This window comes from Streptomyces sp. NPDC050564 (genome assembly GCF_044457265.1).
Taxonomy (GTDB): Bacteria; Actinomycetota; Actinomycetes; order Streptomycetales; family Streptomycetaceae; genus Streptomyces.
Map to the genome: position 1 here is coordinate 200,046 of NZ_JBITGS010000003.1, position 20,155 is coordinate 220,200.

20 protein-coding genes and 6 tRNA genes are annotated in these 20,155 nt (G+C 69.5%); 9 read left to right on the forward strand and 17 right to left on the reverse strand.

What is annotated here, in order from left to right:
* Positions 1-92 precede the first annotated feature (92 nt).
* The 7 genes from ACIBK0_RS06750 to ACIBK0_RS06780 form a co-directional block, all read right to left on the reverse strand.
* Positions 93-2,828, reverse strand: coding sequence for a Tat pathway signal sequence domain protein (locus tag ACIBK0_RS06750; protein WP_399076384.1), 2,736 nt, complete (start codon positions 2,826-2,828; stop codon positions 93-95).
* Positions 2,829-2,931: 103 nt separating this feature from the next.
* Positions 2,932-3,567 (reverse strand): hypothetical protein, encoded by a 636-nt coding sequence (locus ACIBK0_RS06755; protein WP_399076386.1) that lies wholly within the window; start codon positions 3,565-3,567, stop codon positions 2,932-2,934.
* Position 3,568: 1 nt separating this feature from the next.
* Positions 3,569-4,441: a carbohydrate ABC transporter permease gene (locus ACIBK0_RS06760; RefSeq protein WP_399076388.1), complete on the reverse strand. Its 873-nt coding sequence runs from the start codon at positions 4,439-4,441 to the stop codon at positions 3,569-3,571.
* A complete protein-coding gene (locus ACIBK0_RS06765) occupies positions 4,438-5,406 on the reverse strand; it encodes a carbohydrate ABC transporter permease (RefSeq protein WP_399076390.1) in 969 nt (322 codons plus the stop codon). Before ACIBK0_RS06765 ends, ACIBK0_RS06760 begins: the two co-directional genes overlap by 4 nt.
* Complete coding sequence (locus ACIBK0_RS06770) at positions 5,406-6,695, reverse strand: ABC transporter substrate-binding protein (protein ID WP_399076393.1); 1,290 nt, start codon at positions 6,693-6,695, stop codon at positions 5,406-5,408. Before ACIBK0_RS06770 ends, ACIBK0_RS06765 begins: the two co-directional genes overlap by 1 nt.
* A 1,409-nt stretch (positions 6,696-8,104) precedes the next feature.
* Positions 8,105-8,176: transfer RNA gene (locus tag ACIBK0_RS06775), tRNA-Val, on the reverse strand.
* A gap of 82 nt (positions 8,177-8,258) precedes the next feature.
* Positions 8,259-8,693 (reverse strand): TIGR02611 family protein, encoded by a 435-nt coding sequence (locus ACIBK0_RS06780; RefSeq protein ID WP_399076395.1) that lies wholly within the window; start codon positions 8,691-8,693, stop codon positions 8,259-8,261.
* A 191-nt stretch (positions 8,694-8,884) separates the two neighbouring features.
* On the opposite strand from ACIBK0_RS06780, the gene ACIBK0_RS06785 reads away from it, so the two are divergent.
* Together ACIBK0_RS06785 and ACIBK0_RS06790 are read left to right on the forward strand one after the other, a co-directional pair.
* Positions 8,885-9,298: an SsgA family sporulation/cell division regulator gene (locus tag ACIBK0_RS06785; protein ID WP_003959770.1), complete on the forward strand. Its 414-nt coding sequence runs from the start codon at positions 8,885-8,887 to the stop codon at positions 9,296-9,298.
* A 259-nt stretch (positions 9,299-9,557) separates the two neighbouring features.
* Complete coding sequence (locus ACIBK0_RS06790) at positions 9,558-10,115, forward strand: CGNR zinc finger domain-containing protein (RefSeq protein ID WP_399076397.1); 558 nt, start codon at positions 9,558-9,560, stop codon at positions 10,113-10,115.
* An 86-nt stretch (positions 10,116-10,201) separates the two neighbouring features.
* Here the strand turns inward: ACIBK0_RS06790 and ACIBK0_RS06795 are convergent, their stop codons facing one another.
* Together ACIBK0_RS06795 and ACIBK0_RS06800 are read right to left on the reverse strand one after the other, a co-directional pair.
* Complete coding sequence (locus ACIBK0_RS06795) at positions 10,202-10,354, reverse strand: hypothetical protein (protein WP_010988207.1); 153 nt, start codon at positions 10,352-10,354, stop codon at positions 10,202-10,204.
* 165 nt (positions 10,355-10,519) lie between these two features.
* Positions 10,520-10,966, reverse strand: coding sequence for a hypothetical protein (locus tag ACIBK0_RS06800; protein WP_399076399.1), 447 nt, complete (start codon positions 10,964-10,966; stop codon positions 10,520-10,522).
* Between the two features lie 221 nt (positions 10,967-11,187).
* Here ACIBK0_RS06800 and ACIBK0_RS06805 point away from each other — a divergent pair, with 221 nt between their 5' ends.
* Entirely contained in the window at positions 11,188-11,709 is a 522-nt protein-coding gene (locus tag ACIBK0_RS06805) for a DsbA family protein (protein WP_399076401.1), read from the forward strand.
* A 17-nt stretch (positions 11,710-11,726) separates the two neighbouring features.
* Here the strand turns inward: ACIBK0_RS06805 and ACIBK0_RS06810 are convergent, their stop codons facing one another.
* The 3 genes from ACIBK0_RS06810 to ACIBK0_RS06820 all read right to left on the reverse strand — a co-directional run bounded on the left by ACIBK0_RS06810 (position 11,727) and on the right by ACIBK0_RS06820 (position 14,510).
* A complete protein-coding gene (locus tag ACIBK0_RS06810; protein WP_399076403.1) occupies positions 11,727-12,551 on the reverse strand; it encodes a GNAT family N-acetyltransferase in 825 nt (274 codons plus the stop codon).
* A gap of 97 nt (positions 12,552-12,648) precedes the next feature.
* Positions 12,649-13,470, reverse strand: coding sequence for an aminotransferase class IV (locus ACIBK0_RS06815; RefSeq protein WP_399076405.1), 822 nt, complete (start codon positions 13,468-13,470; stop codon positions 12,649-12,651).
* Entirely contained in the window at positions 13,467-14,510 is a 1,044-nt protein-coding gene (locus tag ACIBK0_RS06820; RefSeq protein ID WP_399076408.1) for a chorismate-binding protein, read from the reverse strand. Before ACIBK0_RS06820 ends, ACIBK0_RS06815 begins: the two co-directional genes overlap by 4 nt.
* 156 nt (positions 14,511-14,666) lie before the next feature.
* Here ACIBK0_RS06820 and ACIBK0_RS06825 point away from each other — a divergent pair.
* The 5 genes from ACIBK0_RS06825 to ACIBK0_RS06845 all read left to right on the forward strand — a co-directional run bounded on the left by ACIBK0_RS06825 (position 14,667) and on the right by ACIBK0_RS06845 (position 15,148).
* Positions 14,667-14,739 (forward strand) — tRNA-Gly (locus tag ACIBK0_RS06825).
* A 39-nt stretch (positions 14,740-14,778) separates the two neighbouring features.
* Positions 14,779-14,852: transfer RNA gene (locus tag ACIBK0_RS06830), tRNA-Cys, on the forward strand.
* A gap of 1 nt (position 14,853) precedes the next feature.
* A tRNA-Val gene (locus ACIBK0_RS06835) sits at positions 14,854-14,925 on the forward strand.
* A 36-nt stretch (positions 14,926-14,961) separates the two neighbouring features.
* A tRNA-Val gene (locus ACIBK0_RS06840) sits at positions 14,962-15,033 on the forward strand.
* Between the two features lie 40 nt (positions 15,034-15,073).
* Positions 15,074-15,148 (forward strand) — tRNA-Val (locus ACIBK0_RS06845).
* A 152-nt stretch (positions 15,149-15,300) separates the two neighbouring features.
* Here ACIBK0_RS06845 and ACIBK0_RS06850 read toward each other — a convergent pair.
* The 4 genes from ACIBK0_RS06850 to ACIBK0_RS06865 form a co-directional block, all read right to left on the reverse strand.
* The gene (locus tag ACIBK0_RS06850) at positions 15,301-15,600 is read right to left on the reverse strand and encodes a zf-TFIIB domain-containing protein (protein ID WP_399076410.1); all 300 of its coding nucleotides are present in this window, start codon (positions 15,598-15,600) and stop codon (positions 15,301-15,303) included.
* A gap of 74 nt (positions 15,601-15,674) precedes the next feature.
* On the reverse strand, positions 15,675-16,616 hold the full coding sequence (locus tag ACIBK0_RS06855; protein WP_399076412.1) for a phosphotransferase family protein: 942 nt from the start codon (positions 16,614-16,616) through the stop codon (positions 15,675-15,677).
* A 391-nt stretch (positions 16,617-17,007) separates the two neighbouring features.
* A complete protein-coding gene (locus tag ACIBK0_RS06860; RefSeq protein WP_399076414.1) occupies positions 17,008-17,217 on the reverse strand; it encodes a hypothetical protein in 210 nt (69 codons plus the stop codon).
* 199 nt (positions 17,218-17,416) lie between these two features.
* Complete coding sequence (locus ACIBK0_RS06865; protein WP_060902353.1) at positions 17,417-17,692, reverse strand: hypothetical protein; 276 nt, start codon at positions 17,690-17,692, stop codon at positions 17,417-17,419.
* Positions 17,693-17,888: 196 nt separating this feature from the next.
* On the opposite strand from ACIBK0_RS06865, the gene ACIBK0_RS06870 reads away from it, so the two are divergent.
* Entirely contained in the window at positions 17,889-19,211 is a 1,323-nt protein-coding gene (locus tag ACIBK0_RS06870; RefSeq protein WP_399076738.1) for a serine/threonine-protein kinase, read from the forward strand.
* Between the two features lie 84 nt (positions 19,212-19,295).
* Here the strand turns inward: ACIBK0_RS06870 and ACIBK0_RS06875 are convergent, their stop codons facing one another.
* The gene (locus ACIBK0_RS06875; protein ID WP_399076418.1) at positions 19,296-20,114 is read right to left on the reverse strand and encodes a TrmH family RNA methyltransferase; all 819 of its coding nucleotides are present in this window, start codon (positions 20,112-20,114) and stop codon (positions 19,296-19,298) included.
* Positions 20,115-20,155 lie beyond the last annotated feature (41 nt).

Below are 20,155 nucleotides of genomic sequence, written 5' to 3' on the forward strand. Positions count from 1 at the left end.
GGCCGGCACACCGAGAGCACGCACCGGACGCCGCTCCTTGACGGGCAAACGTTGCCTGCCGGGGCACCAGCGCGTCCTCGACGGGCGTACGGCTACGGCATCTTGTCGCCCAGCAGCGCCAGATTCTCGATGGCGGCGAGGCCGTACAGCGCGGTGTCGTTCGTGTAGACCCAGTTGGCCTCGCTGCCCGGCACCAGGGTGACCGGGCCGCTCAGCTTCTCCGTCTTCCAGGGCGAGGACTCCGTGTAGCCGTCGGAGTTGTAGAACTTGCTCCACGCGCGCGTGGCGAGTTTCGCGTCGCCGGTCTGCACGGCGGCGTACGCGTCGAGGCGGGAGTGCCCCTGGAAGAGCAGCAGCGTGCCGAAATTGGAGCCGTAGCGCGCGGCCTGTTCGGCCTTGGTGGCGTTGAAGTAACGGCAGTAGTCGAGGTACGCGTCCTTGAAGGCGGGCATGTCGACGAGGTCGATGAGCTCGGCGCACAGCTCGTTGAGGCCGAAGACCGCGGAGAGATGCGAGACTCCGACGACGGGCGTCCCGGCGACCGCGAACTTGCCCGTGTCCAGGTCGTACAGGCCGCTGCCCTGCACGAAGCCGTTGGGCTGAGCGGCGATGGTCTCCATCGTCGACAGCACGCGCGCCTTGGCCTTCTCCCACTTCGGCCCCTTGCGCTCCCACTCCGTCAGCCACGCCGACACGAGCCCGCTCCAGTCCGTGCCGAAGCCGATCGACAGCGCGTGCCGGTCGGGCGTGTACGGCTCGGTGCGAATCTTGCGGATCGGGTCGAGCACCAGGAACGTCTCGTCGGAGTCGACGTTGGCGTGCATGAGGTCGCCGACCCGTTCGTCCGCGGTGAGGAAGTAGTAGTAGCGGCGGTACGTGGTGTTGGCGATGCGCTGCTGCTTGGCGCTGTCGGCGTAGTGCTGGACGCCGTGCCGGGTGCCGAGGCCCGCCCACTGGCCTAGGTGGTAGACGTCGACCTCGCCGGTGTGCCGGGTCATCGCCTCGGCGAAGCGGAAGATGTCCGAGCGGCCGCTTCGGATGTACGCGAACCACAGCCAGAGGTCCGGCGACAGCTCGGAGTTGTCCCAGGCGTAGCCGCCGACGTCATACCGCCACTGGTGCCTGACCGGGTCGTACGAGTGCATGATGTCGCCGTAGTCCCAGAAGCCGTACCAACGGCGCATCTCCACCTGGTCCTTGTAATAGGTGAAGAGGAAGTCGAGGTGCTCCTCGATCTTCGCCTTGGCGGGCGTGGAGCGGTCCGGCTCCGAGTAGAGGCCGGGACCGAACACCTTCGCCTTGATGAGCTGCTTGGGCGGGGCGGCGAGCTGCGGCAACACCCTTACGGCATCGACCTGTTCGGCCAGCTTCTCGGGGGCGGGCGTCGACTCGTTGGCCCAGAAGAGGAGTTCGGAGGTGCGGGCGATGCCGTAAGGCGTGCCGAAGCCCGGCTCGTAGTCCTCATAGGTGATATTGAGACCTTCGAGCTGTTCGGCATAGGTGTCCTGGCCCATGCCGTCGTGGTAGAAGCGCAGGTCCATGGGCTGCGCCTCGGGCGACCAGAGCCAGAGGGTGACCTCGGCCTCGTCGGTGTGGGCCTCGCGGATGTCGAGCTGCGCCGGGAACTTCTCCCAGAAGTCCCGCAGCCCGAAGGAGAATCCGCCGCTCGGACCGCCGACGTAACCGAAGCCCGACGCGCGCTGTCCGCCGCCCGCGCCGATCCAGCCGTACCCCTTCTTCGTCCGCTTGCGCAGCGTGAAGCCGTCGGCGGAGAGCTGGGCGAGGGTGTAGTCGCCCCACTCGGGGATGTACTGCAGCCGTGTCGTCACCCGCTGGTCCCAGGTCGACGGGTCGGGCAGCTTCTCGCCCGCGAACTGGGCCGCCTGCACGGCCGCGCCCGGGTCGCGCCGCAGCCCGGTGATGCCCTTGACGGCCTCGCGCAGCAGACCGGTCCCGTCGCCGCCGATGCGGATGTGGCGGTCGTACGCAGCATCCCGCATGGGCACGGTGAAGCGGACGCCGAGTCCGCGGATGAAGTCGCCGCTCGCCTTGCCCGGTTCCTGCTTCCCGTCGAAGGTGATGGTGTGCACCATGCGGAAGGAGTCGGCGCCCGCGTAGAAGTACAGTCGGATCGAGAACGGCAGCCAACTCCGGTCACCCTTGCGGTGCTTGCCGTCGATGCGGACGACGGCACGGACCGGGCCCTCCTGCTCGACCTCGACCTCGGAGATGGCACTGTCGAAGCGCTCGGACTTCTCCGCGCCCTGGTCCTCGTCCTCGATCTCCGGCTGGCGGATGAGGACCAGCCGGCCGTTCCTGGCGATCTCGGTCGAGCCGCGCGTCACGGACTTGACCAGCGTGGAGCCGCTCTTGCCGATCTTCGCGGTGATGACCCCGGTCGATATGTCGATGGTGCCGCCGCTCTTGTCGACGGTGACCTTCTTGGCGGGCGCGGCCGGGTCCCCCGCGGTGAGCGTGAGCTTCCCCGAGTCCGAACTCACTGCGTGCGCGGTCCACTTGAGAGAGCCGTCCGGCCAGTAGGCGATGGGCCAGGACTGCACGGGCACGGCCTTGCCGTCGGCGTCCGTGAGCGCGAAGGTCTGGTCCTGCTGGTACGTGCCCTTCGGCCAGGGCACGCCGACCGTGGAGCCGGGGGCGGCGCCCAGCCCGCCGTCCTCCAGCCAGTCCAGGGTCACGGGGTCCGCATCCGCGGCCTCGGCTCTGGGGGCGGCCTGTGCGTTCGTACCGCCCAGCGCCCAGCTGAACTGGGCGGCGGCTCCGGCGACGGCGGCCGCCTTGAGAAGGGACCTGCGGGGGATGGGGGACATGGCCTTTCCTTTCCGTGCGGGAAGCTTTTCCGTGCGGGTGGTCAGGGGCATGACAGAGAGAGGTGCGACGCCGGGGGCGCCGACCTGTGTGGTGCGAGGGTGGTCAGCGGCGCCGGTACCGCTCCTCCACGGCGACGGCCGCCGCCGCGACGGCCCCCAGGACGGGGACCGCCAGCGGCGCGATGAACAGGGCGGAACAGGCCACCACGGCCACTCCGCCGATCAGCAGGAAGGACCCGGCCGGGTCGAGAACGGTGCGGCGCCCGGCGTCCGCGAGCAGCGTCCGCCAGGACTCCCCCGGCTCCCAGGCCGCCGCCGCGCGCAGTCCGGCGACCACCGCTGCGATCAGGGCGAAGAGGCCGACGGCCCCGACCAGCGGGCCACCGGGGATACCGGCACGCACGGCCTGGACGTCCACCCACACCGCGGCCGCCGCGGCCCATCCGGCGAGCCCGGCGATCCAGCCACCCCGCACGGCCGCCCGGAAGTCGGCCACGAACTCCCGCCAACCGCCCGCCTCATGGTGCGTACGCCGCCGCAGATGCCGCGCGCCGGCCGCGAACGCGGCAGGGTAGGTGACCAGCGGCAGCGAGGCCACCGCGATCCAGACTCCGGTGAGCAGACACTCCGCGAACACGGCGAACCGCTCGGCGAAGACGGATTCACGGGGCGCCCTGCGGGACTTCTCCTTCGCAGGCGTCTTCTGATGCGCCTTGGCCCGCGGCTGGGTGGTGGCCATGTCAGCCCTTCAATCCCGACGTCGCCATACCGTCGATCAGATACCGCTGGAAGGCGAGGAAGAAGAGGAGCACGGGCAGCAGCGCGACCAGCGACATCGCGATCATGCCGCCGTAGTTGGCGACTCCCTCCTGGTCGCGGAACATCATCATGCCCAGCGAGACCGTGTACTTGCTGGGCTCGTTGAGGTAGATCAGCGGGCCCATGAAGTCGTTCCAGGCGTTGATGAAGGTGAAGATCGCGCTGGTGATGAGCGCGGGCCGGCACAGCGGCAACACGATCGACCAGTAGATCCGCAGATGTCCGCACCCGTCGAGCCGCGCCGCCTCGTCCAGTTCCCTGGGAAGGTTCCGCATGAACTGCACCATGAGAAAGACGAAGAACGCCTCGGTGGCCAGGTACTTGCCGATCAGCAGCGGCACATAGGTGTTGACCAGCTCCATCTTCTGGAACATCACGTACTGCGGGATGAGCAGCACGTGATACGGCAGCAGCAGCGTGCCGATCATCAGCGAGAACAGCAGGTTCCGTCCGGCGAACCGGATCTTGGCGAAGGCGTACGCCGTCAGCGAGCAGGAGATGAGGATGCCGACGACGGAGCCGAGCGCGTAGATGAGGGAGTTCTGGAAGAAGGTGGCGATCGAGATGTCGGCGATGCCGTCGGCCAGCCCCTTGAAGTTGCCGAGGATGGGACTGGTCGGGAACAGGTTCAGACTGCCGATGATCTCCCGGCTGGGCTTGAACGAGGCGCCGAGGACCCAGATCACGGGATAGAGGACGACCGCGAGGATCAGCAGGGCGCCGATGTGCCAGACCAGCGAGCCGGCGCGCTTGCGGCCACCGAGTTCCATGGGCTTGCGCAGGATGGTGCTCATCGGGCGTCCTCCTCGTAGTGCACCCACCGCTTCTGCGACCAGAAAAGGACGGCCGTGACCAGGGCGACGGCGAGCAGCAGCATCCAGGCCATGGCGGACGCGAAGCCCATCTGGGACTCCTTGAAGCCCTTTTGGTACAGGTAGCAGGTGTAGACGAGCGTGGCGTCGGCCGGTCCGCAGGTGGCGTTGGAGACTACGTAGGCGGAGCCGAAGATCTGAAAGGAGTGGATGGTCTCCAGGAGCACATTGAAGAAGAGCACGGGCGAGATCATCGGCAGGGTGATGCTCCAGAACCTGCGGAACGGTCCAGCGCCGTCCACCTCGGCCGCCTCGTACAGCTCCTTCGGCACCTGCTTGAGCCCGGCGAGGAAGATCACCATGGGGGCGCCGAACTGCCAGACGGTGAGCGCGACCAGGCTGAACAGCACCCAGTTCGGATCTCCGACCCAGCCGCCCGTGTGGAAGCCGAAGAAGGACTGCGTACGGTCCACGATGGCGTCGTCGGAGAAGAGCGCGCGCCAGACGAAGCCGACGGAGACGCTCGCGCCGATCAGTGACGGGGCGTAGAACGCGGCCCGGTAGAAGGCCTGGCCGCGACGGCTCTGCGCCAGCAGCAGGGCGACCCCGAGCGCCAGCAGCAGCTTGAGCGGCGTCCCGATGACGACGTACTTGGCCGTCACCTCGACCGACTTCTGCCACCGGGGATCGTCGAACATCTTGGTGAAGTTGTCGAAACCGATCCACTTCGGTGAATTGAAGAGGTTGTAGTCGGTGAACGCGAAGTAGAGGGAGGCGACCATCGGGCCCGCTGTCAGCAGCAGGAAGCCCGCGATCCACGGGGACATGAAGAGATAGCCGGCGAGATTCTCCCGGCGCCCCCGCCGCTTTACGGCGGCGGGGGCCGAAGGGCGTATCTCCGGGGCATCGGGCGGAGAGTCCTTGACGAGCGTCACAGCGGTTCCCATCAGGCGGCGAGGGCGGTCTTCGCCTCGGAGAAGAACTGCTTCACCGCGTCGGAGACCTTGGTCGTGCCCTGCGACATGTCACCGCCGATGCGCAGGAAGGCGGACTCGACGGTGTCGGCGCCGGCCGGGTGCGGGGTGATGGTGCCGAGGACTCCGGCGGCGGCGACGTCCGTCTCGTACTGAGCGATCGCCTTGTTGGGGGCGTCGGTCGGCTTGTACGCGTCGAACTGCTCGGTGGTGGCGAGGATGCCGCGGTCGTAGCCCATGATCTTGCCGACCTCGGGGTCGTGGACCATGAAGTTGATGAACTGGGCGACTTCCTTGGGGTGCTTGGTGCGCGCGGAGGCGCTCAGCATCAGCGAGGCGAGGTACTGCCCGGTCTGCTTGCCGTCGGTCGTCGGGATCGGCGCGAGGCCGTAGCTGCTGTCGCCCTCCGCGGTGTAGCGGACCGTGAAGTTGTCCCAGGTGAACTCGGAGGCGGCGTGCCCCGCCGAGAGCGAGGACTTCGGCTTGTCCTGCTCGACCCGCTTGGGGTCGGTGATGATCCCGGCCTTGACGCGGTTGTAGCCGTCCGTCCACCACTCCGTCAGATCGGCCTCGTCGAAGCCGAGTCCGTCCTTGGTGAAGAACGCCTTGCCGTTCTGCCGGAGGTAGAGGTCGTACAGGTACATGATGCTGAAGTAGCCGGTGTCGCCCGGCACCTTCTGGGTGTCGTGGATCTTCTTGAGGGCCGCGAAGTACTCGTCCCAGGTCCAGCCCTGCTCGGGCGTGATGCCCGCCTTCTTGAACACCTTCTCGTCGATGACAAGTGACATGGTGTTGGATCCGACGGGAATACCGAGCTGCTTTCCGTCGACCTGGCCGACCTTCTCGACTCCGGCGCGGAAGTTTTTCAGGCTCAGATGTCCCGCGTCTATCTGGGACTTGAGGTCGAGGAGCACTCCCCTCTTGTCGTACTTCCGAAGAAATCCGACAGCGTTCTGGAATACGTCCGGCGGATTTCCACCGGCGGCCTGGGTCTGGAACTTCTCCCAAAAGGCCACGTAATCCTGGAAGTCCGTCTTCACCTTGATCTTCGGGTACTTCTTCTCGAAGAGCGCGATGGACTGATTGATCCTCTTCGCCCGCTCGTCGGCACCCCACCAGGCGTAACGGATCGTCACCGTCCCGTCTCCGGAACTGCCGCTGTCGCCACCGCAGCCCGTCGTCGCGGCCAGCCCCAGCGTGGCCAGCGAAGCTCCGGCCGCCTTGAGGACCGTCCGCCTCTCAACACTCCCGTTGTTTCCCACAGTCGGGCCTCCCCGCAACGTCGTCGCCGCCTGCATGAATCGTTTCAAGTAAGCGCTTGCTGGCACAAGGTACGGAGGGCTTTCGGGCTCGTCAATGATTCGGACAGGAATTGATGGGATGCGGTTTGCCTGGACGGGAGCGGGGACGGGGGTGCGGCTCGCGCGTCCGGGGGTAACTGCGCAGGTCGGGGGCATCCGGTCGACCCGCCGGACACGCTGCGATGGGTCGGGTGGGGTGAGGACGAGGCCGAAAAGTGCTGCGGTTCGCAGGGGTTGGGCGGAGGTGGGGGAACTGAGAGTGAGGGATGGGAGGCTGGGCGGAGCCGGGCCCGGGGGGCGCGACAGGCTTGGCTCGGGCAGGGGTCGAGTCACGGCGCATGGCTCGACCCGGGCAGGGCCGCGAGGCTGCACGAAAGGGCCCGAGCAGGACGAGGCCCGGGCACGCGAAGGGCTCCAGTCACGTGGAGGCCGGGCGCCGCGAAGGGCGCTGCCAGGACGACTCCCGGGCACCCGAAGAGCTCGACCCGGATGGAGGCCGGACACCGCGAAAGGCTCGCCCCGAAGCGGAGTTCGAGCGCGGCGATCGGCTCAACTCGGACAAGGCCGAAACACCCTGCCGGGTTCGACCCGAGCAGCGGGCGGGGCCCATGAAAGGGCCAACTCGGACAGGCCAGGGACACCCCCCGAAGGCTCTGTCCGGGCAGGATCCGGGGCACCGCGAAGGTTTCAAACCGAAGAGGGCCGGAGAGACCCGAACCGGCTCAGCCCGAGCAAGAGGCGGGCTCCCCGGATGACCCGCGTCGGACCCAAAGCCCGTACCCACAAGGGCCGTTCACGCGGCGCGAAGACCGGAGGCCGGAGCACTGCCGGCCCGCGTCCGTCAAGCGCGTATCGGTGCAGGTCAGGCGGGCGATCGGCTGCGGCGTCGGACAGCAGCCCGTCCGCTCGGAGTTCAAGCGGCCGCGCGGCTCCAGTCCCCCTCCAAACACACCGAGTCCGGCATCGGTCGCCGTAACGCATCGTCGGACTTCGACGTCTCAGTAACGCACGCCGTCGCGCTTCTGTGCTTCAGCAACGCACGCCGTCGCGCTTCACCTTCAGCGCCGCACACCGCCAGGCTTCACATCTCGGCAACGCACACCGTCAGGCTTCACGTCTCGGCAGCGCACACCGTCAGGCTTCCACGTCAGCGACCGTCCCGGCACCGGCACCCCCTGGCTCGGACGACCACCTCTCGACGCCTCCGAGCAACGTCAACTCCATTGCTCCCAACGGGCAACATCCCTCCCGCGTCCCGTCACTCCCACTGCCTCGGCGTCCCCGTGGCAAAGCCCCCGCCGTGCGCGCAGGAACGACGAAGGCGACCCAGGGCCACGGAATCCGTGGACCTGGGTCGCCTGTCGCATACGTGGGCGATACTGGGATCGAACCAGTGACCTCTTCGGTGTGAACGAAGCGCTCTCCCGCTGAGCTAATCGCCCGGGCGCAGGAAGAACATTACCCCATGTCAGGGGGTGGCTTCGACCAGCCGAGGAGCCTCAAGGGGGCACCTGGGCAGGCCCGTCACTCCTTGATGTTCCAGGGCATCGCGAGGCCGAACTTCCAGACGTAGACGCCGACAAGGGCCGCGACGATCACCAGGCCGACGGTCGTGAGGATGATGTTGCGACGCCGGACCTTGGGGTCGAGCGCTCGCTGAGTCGCCTCCGTGACCTTGCGCTTCGTCCAGCGGAGTACCAGCTGCGCCCAGACGAACTCGGTCGCCCAGATCGCCATGCCACCGAAGATCACCAGCCAGCCCGGCCCGGGCAGCGGAAGCATGATCACGCCCGCGACGACCACCGCGAGCCCCACGATGAAAACGCCCACCTGCCAGCTCAGGTGCAGCGCGCGGCGCGCTTTGACGAATGCCGGTGCTCGCGAACCGAGCGCTCGCTCACCCTTCGCCCCGTCGTCAGCCATGGCAACCTCGCCCGGCCCGTCACTCCCCGTATTCATACGACCAAACCCTACCCGAGAGAAACCAGTCACCGGAATGGCCCTATCGGGCGAACGGTCTCTCGGCCGGATGAGTTACGTAAAGGCACGCAAAACACTCAGAGGGGTTTACAACGGCACCGTAGGTGGCATGTCGATTTCGCCGACGTGCGAATCCCCGAGCGCACACTGAGCGAAAGGCCCTGGCGCTTATGAACACCACGGTCAGCTGCGAGCTGCACCTGCGCCTCGTTGTGTCGAGCGAGTCCTCACTGCCTGTTCCCGCAGGACTGCGGTATGACACGGCCGATCCCTACGCCGTGCACGCCACCTTCCACACCGGAGCCGAGGAAACCGTCGAGTGGGTGTTCGCCCGCGACCTCCTCGCCGAGGGCCTGCACCGGCCCACCGGTACCGGCGACGTCCGAGTCTGGCCGTCCCGTAGCCATGGCCAGGGCGTCGTATGCATCGCCCTGAGCTCCCCGGAGGGCGAGGCTCTGCTCGAGGCCCCGGCGCGGGCCCTGGAGTCGTTTCTCAAGCGAACAGACGCCGCCGTGCCCCCCGGCACGGAACACCGGCACTTCGATCTCGACACGGAGCTCTCACACATCCTGGCCGAGAGCTAGCGAGACACCACAGAGCCGCCCGGCGCCGTCCACTCGGGGAGACGGCTCGGGCCTAGACAACCGCATAGGGCACAACCGCATAGGGCACAAACACCGGCGCCGTCGCCGCGGACCACCGCGGAGGCGGCGTCGGCGTGCATGCCCGGCCCGCCGTTGCCGCTTCGCCGCTCCCCGCGACCGCTCTCCGCGCCGCGAAGCCACTACCATCGGCCAGCATCGGGGCGGGCGCCCGCCCGACCCCCAGGCCAGGGAGCGAAACGTGCTGATCACCCACGACACCCGGTGCGCCCTCGACGCCGTGGTGGATCTGGTGAACACCGCACCGGAGGACAGGACGGCGGACGGACTCGCGGATGTCGCGTCCCTCGCTGATTTCGTACGAAAGCACGAAATCAGTGATGTCGGTGTGCTGTCCGAGCATGATCTCGCGGCGGTGCGCAAGGTTCGCGACCGGTTCGCCGGGATCTTCGCCGCCTCCGACCCGCGGACCGCCGCCGCGCTGATCAACGAACTGGTCGCCGCCGCGGGCACCACCCCCCGGCTCACCGACCACGACGGCTACGACTGGCATGTGCACTACTTCGCGCCGGGGGCCTCCGTCGCCGACCATCTCGCGGCCGACTGCGGGATGGCGCTGGCGTTCTTCGTGGTCGCCGGGGAGCAGGAGCGACTGCGCCGCTGCGAGGCCCCGGACTGCCGGCACGCCTTCGTCGACCTCTCCCGCAATCGCTCCCGCCGCTACTGCGACAGCCGCACCTGCGGGAACCGCCTCCACGTCGCCGCGTACCGGGCACGCCGGAAGGAAGCGGCGGGCTGACGGACGTATCCCCGCAACCCTCGACACGAGGAGGTGGCGGGCTGACGGAGCCCTCGGCGGGTGACGCCAGGGGCTCCGCGTACGGCTCAGAGCAGCAGCAGGTCGTGCAGCGAAGCCATGAGCAGCAGACAGCCGATCACCGCAAGGAAGATCATCAGCGGTGGCTGAGAGAGCGCGAAGAGACAACCACGCCGCTCCTCGGGCGGGGCGGCGGTGTCGCTCTGTGTTGTGTCCAGCATCTCGCGGCGATGATGACCCAGCCGACACCCCTAGCGCGATCAACACGCCCGGAAAATGCGGGAGTTCGCCGGATCTTGCGAGAGAAGCGCCCGAACGTGAACGCTTTCGCGCACTCCACGAGGCCCCGGTGAAGCTTTGTGTCGTTTCAGCTGGTCATGTGCGGGTCATATGCCGTGCTTCTTCAGGATGGCCTCGATGTCACTGAAGTCGTCCCCGGAGCCGGTGGCACGGGGCGTCGCGGCGGGGCGGGCGGCCGGGCGAGACCCCTGCCCCAGCGAAGGCGCCGAGGCCGCCGGGGCTACCGCCTCGCGCTGGGCGGCGGCCTTCGCCGCCTTGCGTTCCTTCCGCGTCCCGCCGCCGCGCCGCTCTATGGCCCGCGTGGTCATGAACATCAGCCAAGCGCCACCGAGCACCACGAAACCGGCCCACGCGGTCGGACTGAACGCGGTGTCGGCCAGCCAGCCGACGACCCCGGTCATCACCAGGCCGACCGGCACGAGCGAGTAGGCGGCGATGCGGGCGGCCGCCAGGAAGCGCTTGCGGTAGGCCGTGACCGCGGCGATGCCCAGGCCGGCCGCGGAGACGGCGGAACAGACAGTCTCGGCAATCATCCGGTCCTCCAGGGCAGGGCTCGGTCGGGTCGGGTCGGTTCGTCCCTTCCATCCTGCACCGCCCGGCGCCCGGTATGCCATGCTCCGGGCGGACCTCAGGGACATCTCCGGGTCGGCGTCCTCCCCAGGTCCCGGTTGAGACGCCGCCGCCAGGCCCCGGTTGGGACGCCCCCCAAGGTCCTGGTTGGGTCCCACCCGCCAGGGCTGGAAGACTGGTCTCCATGAACGACTCCTCACCCGCCCGCCCGGCCGCCGTCCTCGACGTCTGGTGCGAACTCCAGTGCCCCGACTGCGGCAGCGCCCTCGCCGACCTGCGCGCGCTGCGCGCCCGCTACGGCGACCGCCTGGAGCTGCGGCTGCGGCACTTCCCCCTGGAGAAGCACCAGCACGCCTTCGCCGCGGCGCAGGCCGCCGAAGAAGCCGCGGAGCAGGGCCAGGCCTGGCCGTACGTGGAGGCGGTGCTCGGCCGGGTGGCGGAGCTGGACCGGGAGGGAGAACCCTTCCTGGTCGAGGTCGCCCGTGAACTCGGACTGGACGCCGAGGAGTTCGACACGGCCCTGATCGACGGCCGGCACATCCTGATCGTCGACGCCGATCAGGCCGAGGGCAAGGCCATCGGCGTGACTGGTACCCCGACCTACGTCATCGGTGGCGAACGCCTCGACGGCGGCAAGAGCCAGGAGGGGCTGCGCGAGCGCATCGAAGAGATCGCCGACCGCCTGCTGGCCGAGCAGGAGGCGTGACGCCCAAGGGGGGCTGCCTACAGCAGGTCCTTGTACAGATAGCGCTCCGTCGTCCGGTAGCCGAGTGACTCGTAGAGCCGCTCGGCCGGGGCGTTGCCCGAGAAGACGTTGAGACCTATGCGGTTCACCCCGGCGGCGACCGCCTGCACCTCGGCGAGCAGCATGAGCGTACGGCCGTGGCCGCGGCCTCGATGCGCCGCGTCGACCTGGACGTTGTAGACGAAGGCGCGGCCGCCGCGCTCCCCCAGCCAGAGGTCGCCGACCGGGGTGCCTTCGTGTTCCAGGACGGTGAACCACATGTTCTGCGTGTCGAGACCCTGCGGCATCAATTGGTCGTGGTCCCGGTTCGACTTGGCGTAGGCCTCCCTCTCCGGCAGGCCGCGCTCGATCCAGTCCTGCGCGAAGTCCTCCCGGCCGTGCCGGTCCCAGACTTCGTACTCGGCCTGTGTCATCGGGCGGGCGAGGCTCCCGGCGGGCATCTCGGGCGAGGTGTCGCCGAGCAGTTTCTCCATGCGGCGGTTACGGGTGACGTACCCGAGTGCCTCCGCGAGCCTCAGCCCTGCCTCGGCGTCGCCGGGGACCGACAGCTCGATCTGCTTGCACCCCCAGCCGCGTGCCACCTCCTCGGCGGCCAGCGCCGCCACGGTGCCCCGTCCACGCCCACGGTCCGGCTCGTTGATGCGGAGCTCGTGGAACAGCGCGAGGAACGTTCCGAAGTTTGGGTCGGTCCCGAGGCGCACGGCACCGACGGGACGGCTGTTCACACACACTTGGTAACGGCGCGAACGCGTCCCGTCGGCGGCGTGCTGAAGCGGCTCGGTCGGCCGCAGGGTGGTGGTCATCACGGCTGTTGTACCCGCTGCCGGGTCCGACGTCAGCCGAATTTCTTCAGCGACCGAGCGATGGAGCGATAGGGAAATCGCGAGATCGAGCGAGCGATCAGGGATCGAGGTCGTCCCCGGCCCGCTCGTCGAAGATCCGCATCGCCTTGGCGGTCACCGGGCCCGGCGCGCCCGCGAGTTCACGGGTGTCGACCCGGTGCACGGCCTGCACGTCGCGCAGTGTGGAGGTCACGAAGACCTCGTCGGCGCGCTCCAGGACATCCAACGGCAGGTCGGTCTCCTTGGCGCCGGTCCACTCGACGGTCAGCGCGCGGGTGATGCCGGCGAGGCATCCGGAGGCGACTGGCGGCGTGTGGATCTCGCCGTCGAGGACGACGAAGACATTGGACCCCGTGCCCTCGCAGAGCTGACCGACCGTGTTGGCGAACAGCGCCTCGGACGCGCCGTGTTCGCGCGCGCGGGCCAGGGCGACGACGTTCTCGGCGTACGAGGTGGTCTTGAGGCCGGTCAGCGCGCCGCGTTCGTTGCGGGTCCAGGGGACCGTGACGACGGCGGTGGAGTCGGGGCGCCGCGAGGACTCACCGAGCGCGACGACCAAGGTGGGGCCGTGCTCGCCGCGGTCGGAGCCGAGCGGCCCGTGACCGCCGGTGTACGTGATCCGCAGCCGGCCGAGCGGCATCGGGTTGGCGTCCATGACCGCCGCACAGGCGCGGCGCACCTCGTCGAGGTCGGGCTCGGGCAGGCCGAGGCCGCGGGCCGAGCGGGCCAGCCGGTCGAGGTGGCGGGTCAGCGCGAACGGCCGCCCGTCGACCGCCTTCACGGTCTCGAAGATGCCGTCGCCCACGGTCAGTCCGTGGTCGAAGACGGAAACGCGGGCCGTCTCGATGTCCTGCAACCCACCGTCGAGCCAGATCTTCACGTAAGGGTCCCTCCACTCGCCTCGTACGCTCCCGACGCTACCGCGAGCAGTCGCGCGGCCTTCAGCTCGGTCTCCCGCCACTCGCCCTCGGGGTCCGAACCCCAGGTGATACCGGCACCCGTCCCGAACCGCAGCACCCCTTCCTCCCGGTCGATCCAGAAGGTGCGGATGCCGACGGCCAGCTGTCCGGTGCCGCGGTCGGCGTCGACCCAGCCGATGCCCCCGCAGTACGGGCCCCGGGGCGCGGTCTCCAGGGCCTCGATGATCCGCAGAGCGCTGGACTTGGGGGCGCCGGTGACGGAGCCGGGCGGGAAGGCGGCGGCGAGCAGGTCCGGCCAGCCGACGCCCTCGCGCAGCTCGCCGTGGACCGTGGAGACGAGGTGGACCAGGCCCGGATGCTTCTCGACGACGCACAGGTCGGGGACGGTGACGGTGCCGGTGGCGCAGACCCGGCCGATGTCGTTGCGGACGAGGTCCACGATCATCACGTTCTCGGCGTAGTCCTTCTGCAGAAGGTCCGCCTCGGTGCGTCCGGTGCCCTTGATCGGGCCGGACTCGACAATCCGGCCGTCGCGACGCAGGAAGAGTTCCGGGGAGGCCGTGGCCGTCTCCACGCCGTGCGCGGGCAGCCGGATCGTTCCTGCATAAGGCGCCGGGTTGCCTCGGGCCAGCAGCGCGGTCAGCGCGTCCACGTCCGCGTCGGGTGCGATCGGTGCGGAGAGTACCCGGCAGAGGTTCGCCTGATAGACCTCGCCGGCCGCGATGTGCTCGCGGATCCGGCGTACGCCTTCAGTGTACGAGGCGCGGTCCAGGGACGACTTCCAGTCATCGGGCGCCGGCCCGCGCCACTGCCCGGGCACCGGCGCGGGCACGGGCTCCTCTCTTACGTCCCGGAAGCGGGCGCAGATCAGACGCCCCTCGAAGTCGGCCGAGACGGCCCAGAAACCGGTCGAGTCCAGAGCCGCGGGGTCGCTGGTGACGTCGAGGAGACCGGTGGCGACGAGGCCACCGAAGCGGGCGAGAGGAGGGAGGTCGGGCACGCAGTCGAGTCTATGGCGGGTGACCTGCGGGTGCCCTGACCATGTCCTTGGGCGGACAGACCGCAGCACGCTGCACAAACGCGTTTTTGTGCTGGCCCCGGAATCCGCTAGAGTTCAACACGTCGCCGGGACGCGCAAGCCGAACGGAAACGACAAGCGGACGTAGCTCAGTTGGTAGAGCGCAACCTTGCCAAGGTTGAGGTCGCCAGTTCGAACCTGGTCGTCCGCTCGCAGGAAGTGGGGGATCTTCTCGAACCCCTACGCTCCTGGTGGAGTGGCCGAGAGGCGAGGCAACGGCCTGCAAAGCCGTCTACACGGGTTCAAATCCCGTCTCCACCTCCAAGGACGATTAGCTCAGCGGGAGAGCGCTTCCCTGACACGGAAGAGGTCACTGGTTCAATCCCAGTATCGTCCACTGGATCTTCCAGCACGTACGGCAAGATCCGAACCCGCGCGATTAGCTCAGCGGGAGAGCGCTTCCCTGACACGGAAGAGGTCACTGGTTCAATCCCAGTATCGCGCACGCAGTACCGGCAGTACGCGTGGCTCAGGCCGCGTGACCTGCGCGATTAGCTCAGCGGGAGAGCGCTTCCCTGACACGGAAGAGGTCACTGGTTCAATCCCAGTATCGCGCACCAGCCGAAGCCCCCGGCCGTCTCGTACGGTCGGGGGCTTCGTCGTGCCCATGGCTGCGACCTGCGTACGACGAAGGGGCCTCCGCTGAGGAAGAAGGCCCCTTCGGTCGTTCAGCCTGTTCAGTCCGTTCAGTCCGTTCAGTCCGTTCAGTCCGTCAGGACGAGAAGAGCATGTGGCCGAAGCTCTTGTGGCGGTGGTGGCCGCCGTAGTGACCGCCGTGGCCTCCGTGGCCGCCGTGTTGCGGGGCGCCCCAGGCGGGTGCGGGGGCGGAGGGGTACGCCTGCGGGGCGGCCGGGGGCGGCGGCGCGGGCTGCTGCCACTGGGACTCCAGGCGGGTCAGCGCCTCCAGCTCGCCGTAGTCGAGAAATATCCCGCGGCAGCCGCTGCACTGCTCGATCTGGACGCCATTGCGGTTGTACGTGTGCATCGGCGCATGACACTTCGGACACTGCATGCTCGGCTCAACTCCTCGCCGGTCGGTACTGCTTCCGCCAGGACAGACTCCGCCCGGCTTCGGTCGGTTGCACCTTACGTCGCGAAACCCTGCGCCAACTCGGGCGGGACGGTGCCCATTCGGTCACAGGCATCGATCACGGCCTGCTGCACCTCGTCCAACGGATGCCCGGCGGCGACGGATTTGGCGATCGCCAGGGCCGCCGTCTGCACGGTGAGGGCGCGGGCCGCGACGTCCAGAGCGGGCCAGGGGTCGCTGGTGGCGGGGACGGCCGGGCCACCGGCGCGCTGGTAGGCGGTCAGGAAGCGCAGCCATGCGTCGGGCGGGAGCAGGCCGCAGGCGTACCAGGCGGCGGGGCGGGCCAGGTCCCAGGCCGGGGCGCCCACGCCCAGGTCGTCGACGTCGATGAGGAGCCAGCGGCCGTTCGGCTCGGGGAGGCGGACGAGCTGGCCGAGGTGCAGGTCGCCGTGGCACAGGGTCGTGGCGTCCGGCATCGGGGCCTCGGCGCGGGCCCAGGGCGGAAGGCCGGCCCAGGCGTGCAGGACCGGGGCGGCGGCCGGGTGCGGGCCCGCCGCCCGGAGCCGGGCAATCGCGCGGGCCGCCTTGGCGGGGCCGCGCATGGGCGGCAGGCCGTGCGGCGCGGGGGTTAGGTGGAGGCGAGCCAACAGGGTGGCGGCGGCCTCCCAGGGGGCCGCTTCGGGGTTCTCGGGATCGACCGGGTTGCCGTACGGCCAGAGGGTCACCAGGCGGCCGTGGAGGGCGACGGGTGTCCGGGTCAGCGGGGACAGCAGGACGCCGGGGAGTTCGGCGGCGACGGACAGGCGGGCGGCGAGTTCCGCGGGGGCCGCGTCGGGGGCGTGCGCTTTGGCGACGGTGTCGCCGTGGCGGACGACGGTGCCGTCGCCGCGGTCGGCGAGGACCGTGTCCTTGGTCCCGCAGGGACAGGGGCCCGGCACGGGGTGGACCGCGCCGCGCACCTTGGCGGTGAGTGCGGGCAGCAGGGTGTCTGCGGTCACGGGTCCCCCTGGGGTGTACGGCGTCTGGGTGAGCGTACGCAGGTGGGGTGCGGTGGGGGTGGGGTACCCGGCGCGGGTGGGGCACCGGCATGGTGGACGGTACCCGGCGCAGGCGCTGAACTCGAGGGCGGTGCGCTGCCCCGCGCTTGGCGGGTGCCGCAGGGAGGGGCGCCGACCGGCCGCGCGGTTACCCGCAGGGAGGACCGTCGCGCCGCTACCCGCGGCTGGGACGGGTGTGCGGGCAGTGCCCCGCTGGGCCTGTGTAAAAAATGCCCGCGCAGCTCCCCAGCTGCGCGGGCATTTTTTGTGCCGTCCGCCGCACCCCCGTCCCCACGGGGTTTCATGGCCGGATGTCCCCGCCCGGACCGCTCTTCCGGGCCTGGGGCGCCGCTCAGCGCCCCAGCATCACGCCCACGGACGACGCTTGTGTGACCACTGCGTCCCAGCCGCCGAAGACGACTACGAGCAGGGCCGCCAGGGGAAGGACCATCGCTGTCGCCACCAAGGGGTGGCGCCGGCCCTGACGGCGGGTGCCGAACGCGATGCCGTACGCCTTGCGTCCCTGCGTGCGGAGCGCTGTCCGCGGTGCCGTGTGGGCCATGGTCCCTCTCCTGACCGAGCTTCTGTTGTGGTTGGCAGCGGCGGGTGTCTGACCTCGGGGGACGAGTGCTGCACCCGCCGCTTGACCTCAAATCTAGGCTCGCGGCGGCGGTGGGTCGTCATGCCCTCGTACCGATTGGCGGGCCTCCCGGAGGATGAGCGATGACCTGCGGAGTACTCCCCTGGGTGGAGATGAGGACCTAGGTCTCAGGGTCTTCCCGGAGGGGGCGCCCGGTGTGCCCCGACTGTTCCGAGCTGTCCTCCCTGGGTACCGGCTGCTCGACCAGCGCCAGCACCCGGGTCGCCATGAAGCGGGCGGTACGCACCACTGATCCGCTTCGCGTGACTTCGCTCACTTCCACGACACCTCGGCGTACCGCCGTCTCCACTCGGCGGCCCGCCCTGCTCGCCACCACCTCGTACGTACGCGTCGTGTCCCCGGCGTCCACGACTATCTCGACACGGTCACCCTTCACGGGCCCAATCCCCCTTCTGCGACGGATGGTTGGGATCACAGGCAGCCCAAAGCCGTCCTGTTCACACGCTCCCTGACCACCTTTCAAGTTTCCCACCCGGCACTGACAATCGATCGGGCCGAGAGGGCGCGGCCTCTGCGCGTGCTCGGCCGCGGAAACGTAAGCTGTGGCTCGTCAAACGGACCGGGCAGCGGGGATGGACATGGCGATGATGCGCCTGAGGCGCGAGGACCCGCGTGTCGTCGGCTCGTTCAGGCTTCACAGACGGCTCGGCGCGGGCGGCATGGGCGTGGTCTACCTGGGCTCCGACCGGCGTGGCCAGCGGGTCGCGCTGAAGGTGATCCGACCTGATCTTGCGGAGGATCAGGAGTTCCGGTCGCGGTTCGCACGCGAGGTCTCGGCGGCCCGCCGCATCAGGGGCGGATGCACGGCGCGGCTCGTGGCCGCCGATCTCGAGGCGGACCGGCCGTGGTTCGCCACGCAGTACGTACCCGGGCCCTCCCTGCACGACAAGGTCGCCGAGGAAGGCCCACTGTCGGCCGCCGATGTCGCCGCCGTCGGTGCCGCCCTCTCCGAGGGGCTCGTCGCCGTGCACGAGGCCGGTGTCGTCCACCGTGATCTCAAGCCGTCCAACATCCTGTTGTCCCCGAAGGGGCCGCGGATCATCGACTTCGGCATCGCCTGGGCGACGGGCGCCTCGACGCTCACGCATGTCGGTACGGCCGTCGGCTCCCCCGGATTCCTCGCTCCCGAGCAGGTGCGCGGGGCCGCCGTCACCCCGGCCACGGACGTCTTCGCGCTCGGCGCCACGCTCGCGTACGCGGCGACCCAGGACTCGCCCTTCGGGCAAGGCAGTTCCGAAGTGATGCTCTACAGGGTGGTGCACGAGGAACCCCAACTGCACGGTGTGCCGGACGCCCTGGCTCCGCTCGTCCGGGCGTGTCTGGCGAAGGACCCCGAGGAACGACCCACCACCCTCCAACTGTCCCTGCGGCTCAAGGAGATCGCGGCCCGCGAGGCACAGGGCATGGCGGATGTACGGCCGCCCGCACCGCGCACGGATCCCGACCGGCCGACGGGCCGCCTGGCCGAGCAGTACGTCGAGCAGCGCACCCAGCGGCGTCCGCAGGGCACTCCCCCGCCGCGCACGGGCGGGACGAACGGCGGCACGAGGTCGGCTCAGTCGGGTGCGCGCCCCACGCCCGCACGGAACACCGGCCGCTCCGGCAGTAGGCCGGCGCCCCGCAGCGGTGCCGGGCGACCGGCGCCCCGAACGACCGGTACCGGTCGGCGGCCCGCCAATCCGCGACTGCTGCGCCAGCGGCTCTTCGTGTTCGTCGTGGTGACGCTGCTCGTCGCGCTCGGCATCGCGGCGGCCCAGGGGTGTCAGGGACCGGCGCGCGGGCTGGACGACGGCGGCACCCACAAGGGCGTACGACAGGAGCGGTCGTACGCACCGCTGCCCACCGGGGGCCTGATGTCCCAGCAGTACCGGAGTGAGATCCGCAAGGACGGCTGAGCGGCCTCGGGGGCGTGCCTCGCTTCCCTCGAGGGCGCTCAGCGTCAGGGCGCCCAGCGTCCCGGACGGTCGCCCGTCAGGACGTCAGGGCTGCGGGCGGCCCGTCGCCACCGCGTAGAACGCGACCGCGGCCGCCGCGCCCACGTTGAGCGAGTCGACGCCGTGGGCCATCGGGATGCGGACCCACTCGTCCGCCGCCATCAGGGCCTTCGTGGACAGACCGTCGCCCTCCGCGCCGAGCATCAGCGCGACCCGGTCCATGCGGTGCGGGGCCGCCTCGTCGAGGGACTTCGCCTTCTCGTCCGGGGTGAGCGCGAGCAGGTTGAAGCCGGCCTCGCGGACCGTCTCCAGGCTCTTGGGCCAGGAGTCGAGACGCGCGTAGGGGACCGAGAAGACGGCCCCCATGGAGACCTTCACGGAGCGCCGGTAGAGCGGGTCCGCGCAGTCCGGGGAGAGCAGGACCGCGTCCATGCCGAGAGCGGCGGCGGAGCGGAAGATCGCGCCGATGTTGGTGTGGTCGTTGACCGACTCCATGACGACGACGCGGCGCGCGGACTGCAGGAGTTCCTCGGCCGTCGGCAGCGGCTTGCGCTGCATCGAGGCGAGCGCGCCGCGGTGCACGTGATAGCCGGTGACCTGCTCGGCGAGGTCCGGACTGACCGCGTAGACCGGAGCCGGGAGCTCGTCGATGACGTCGCGCATGACATCGACCCACTTCGCGGACAGGAGCATCGAGCGCATCTCGTACCCGGCGTCCTTGGCCCGTCTGATGACCTTCTCGCCTTCGGCGATGAACAGGCCCTCGGCGGGTTCGCGCTTGCGGCGCAGTTCCACGTCGGTCAGGCCCGTGTAGTCGCGCAGACGTGGGTCGTCGGGGTTCTCAACGGTGATGAGATCGGCCACAGGGTGATACTGCCTTGTCCTGGGTGCGGTGCCAACGGCTG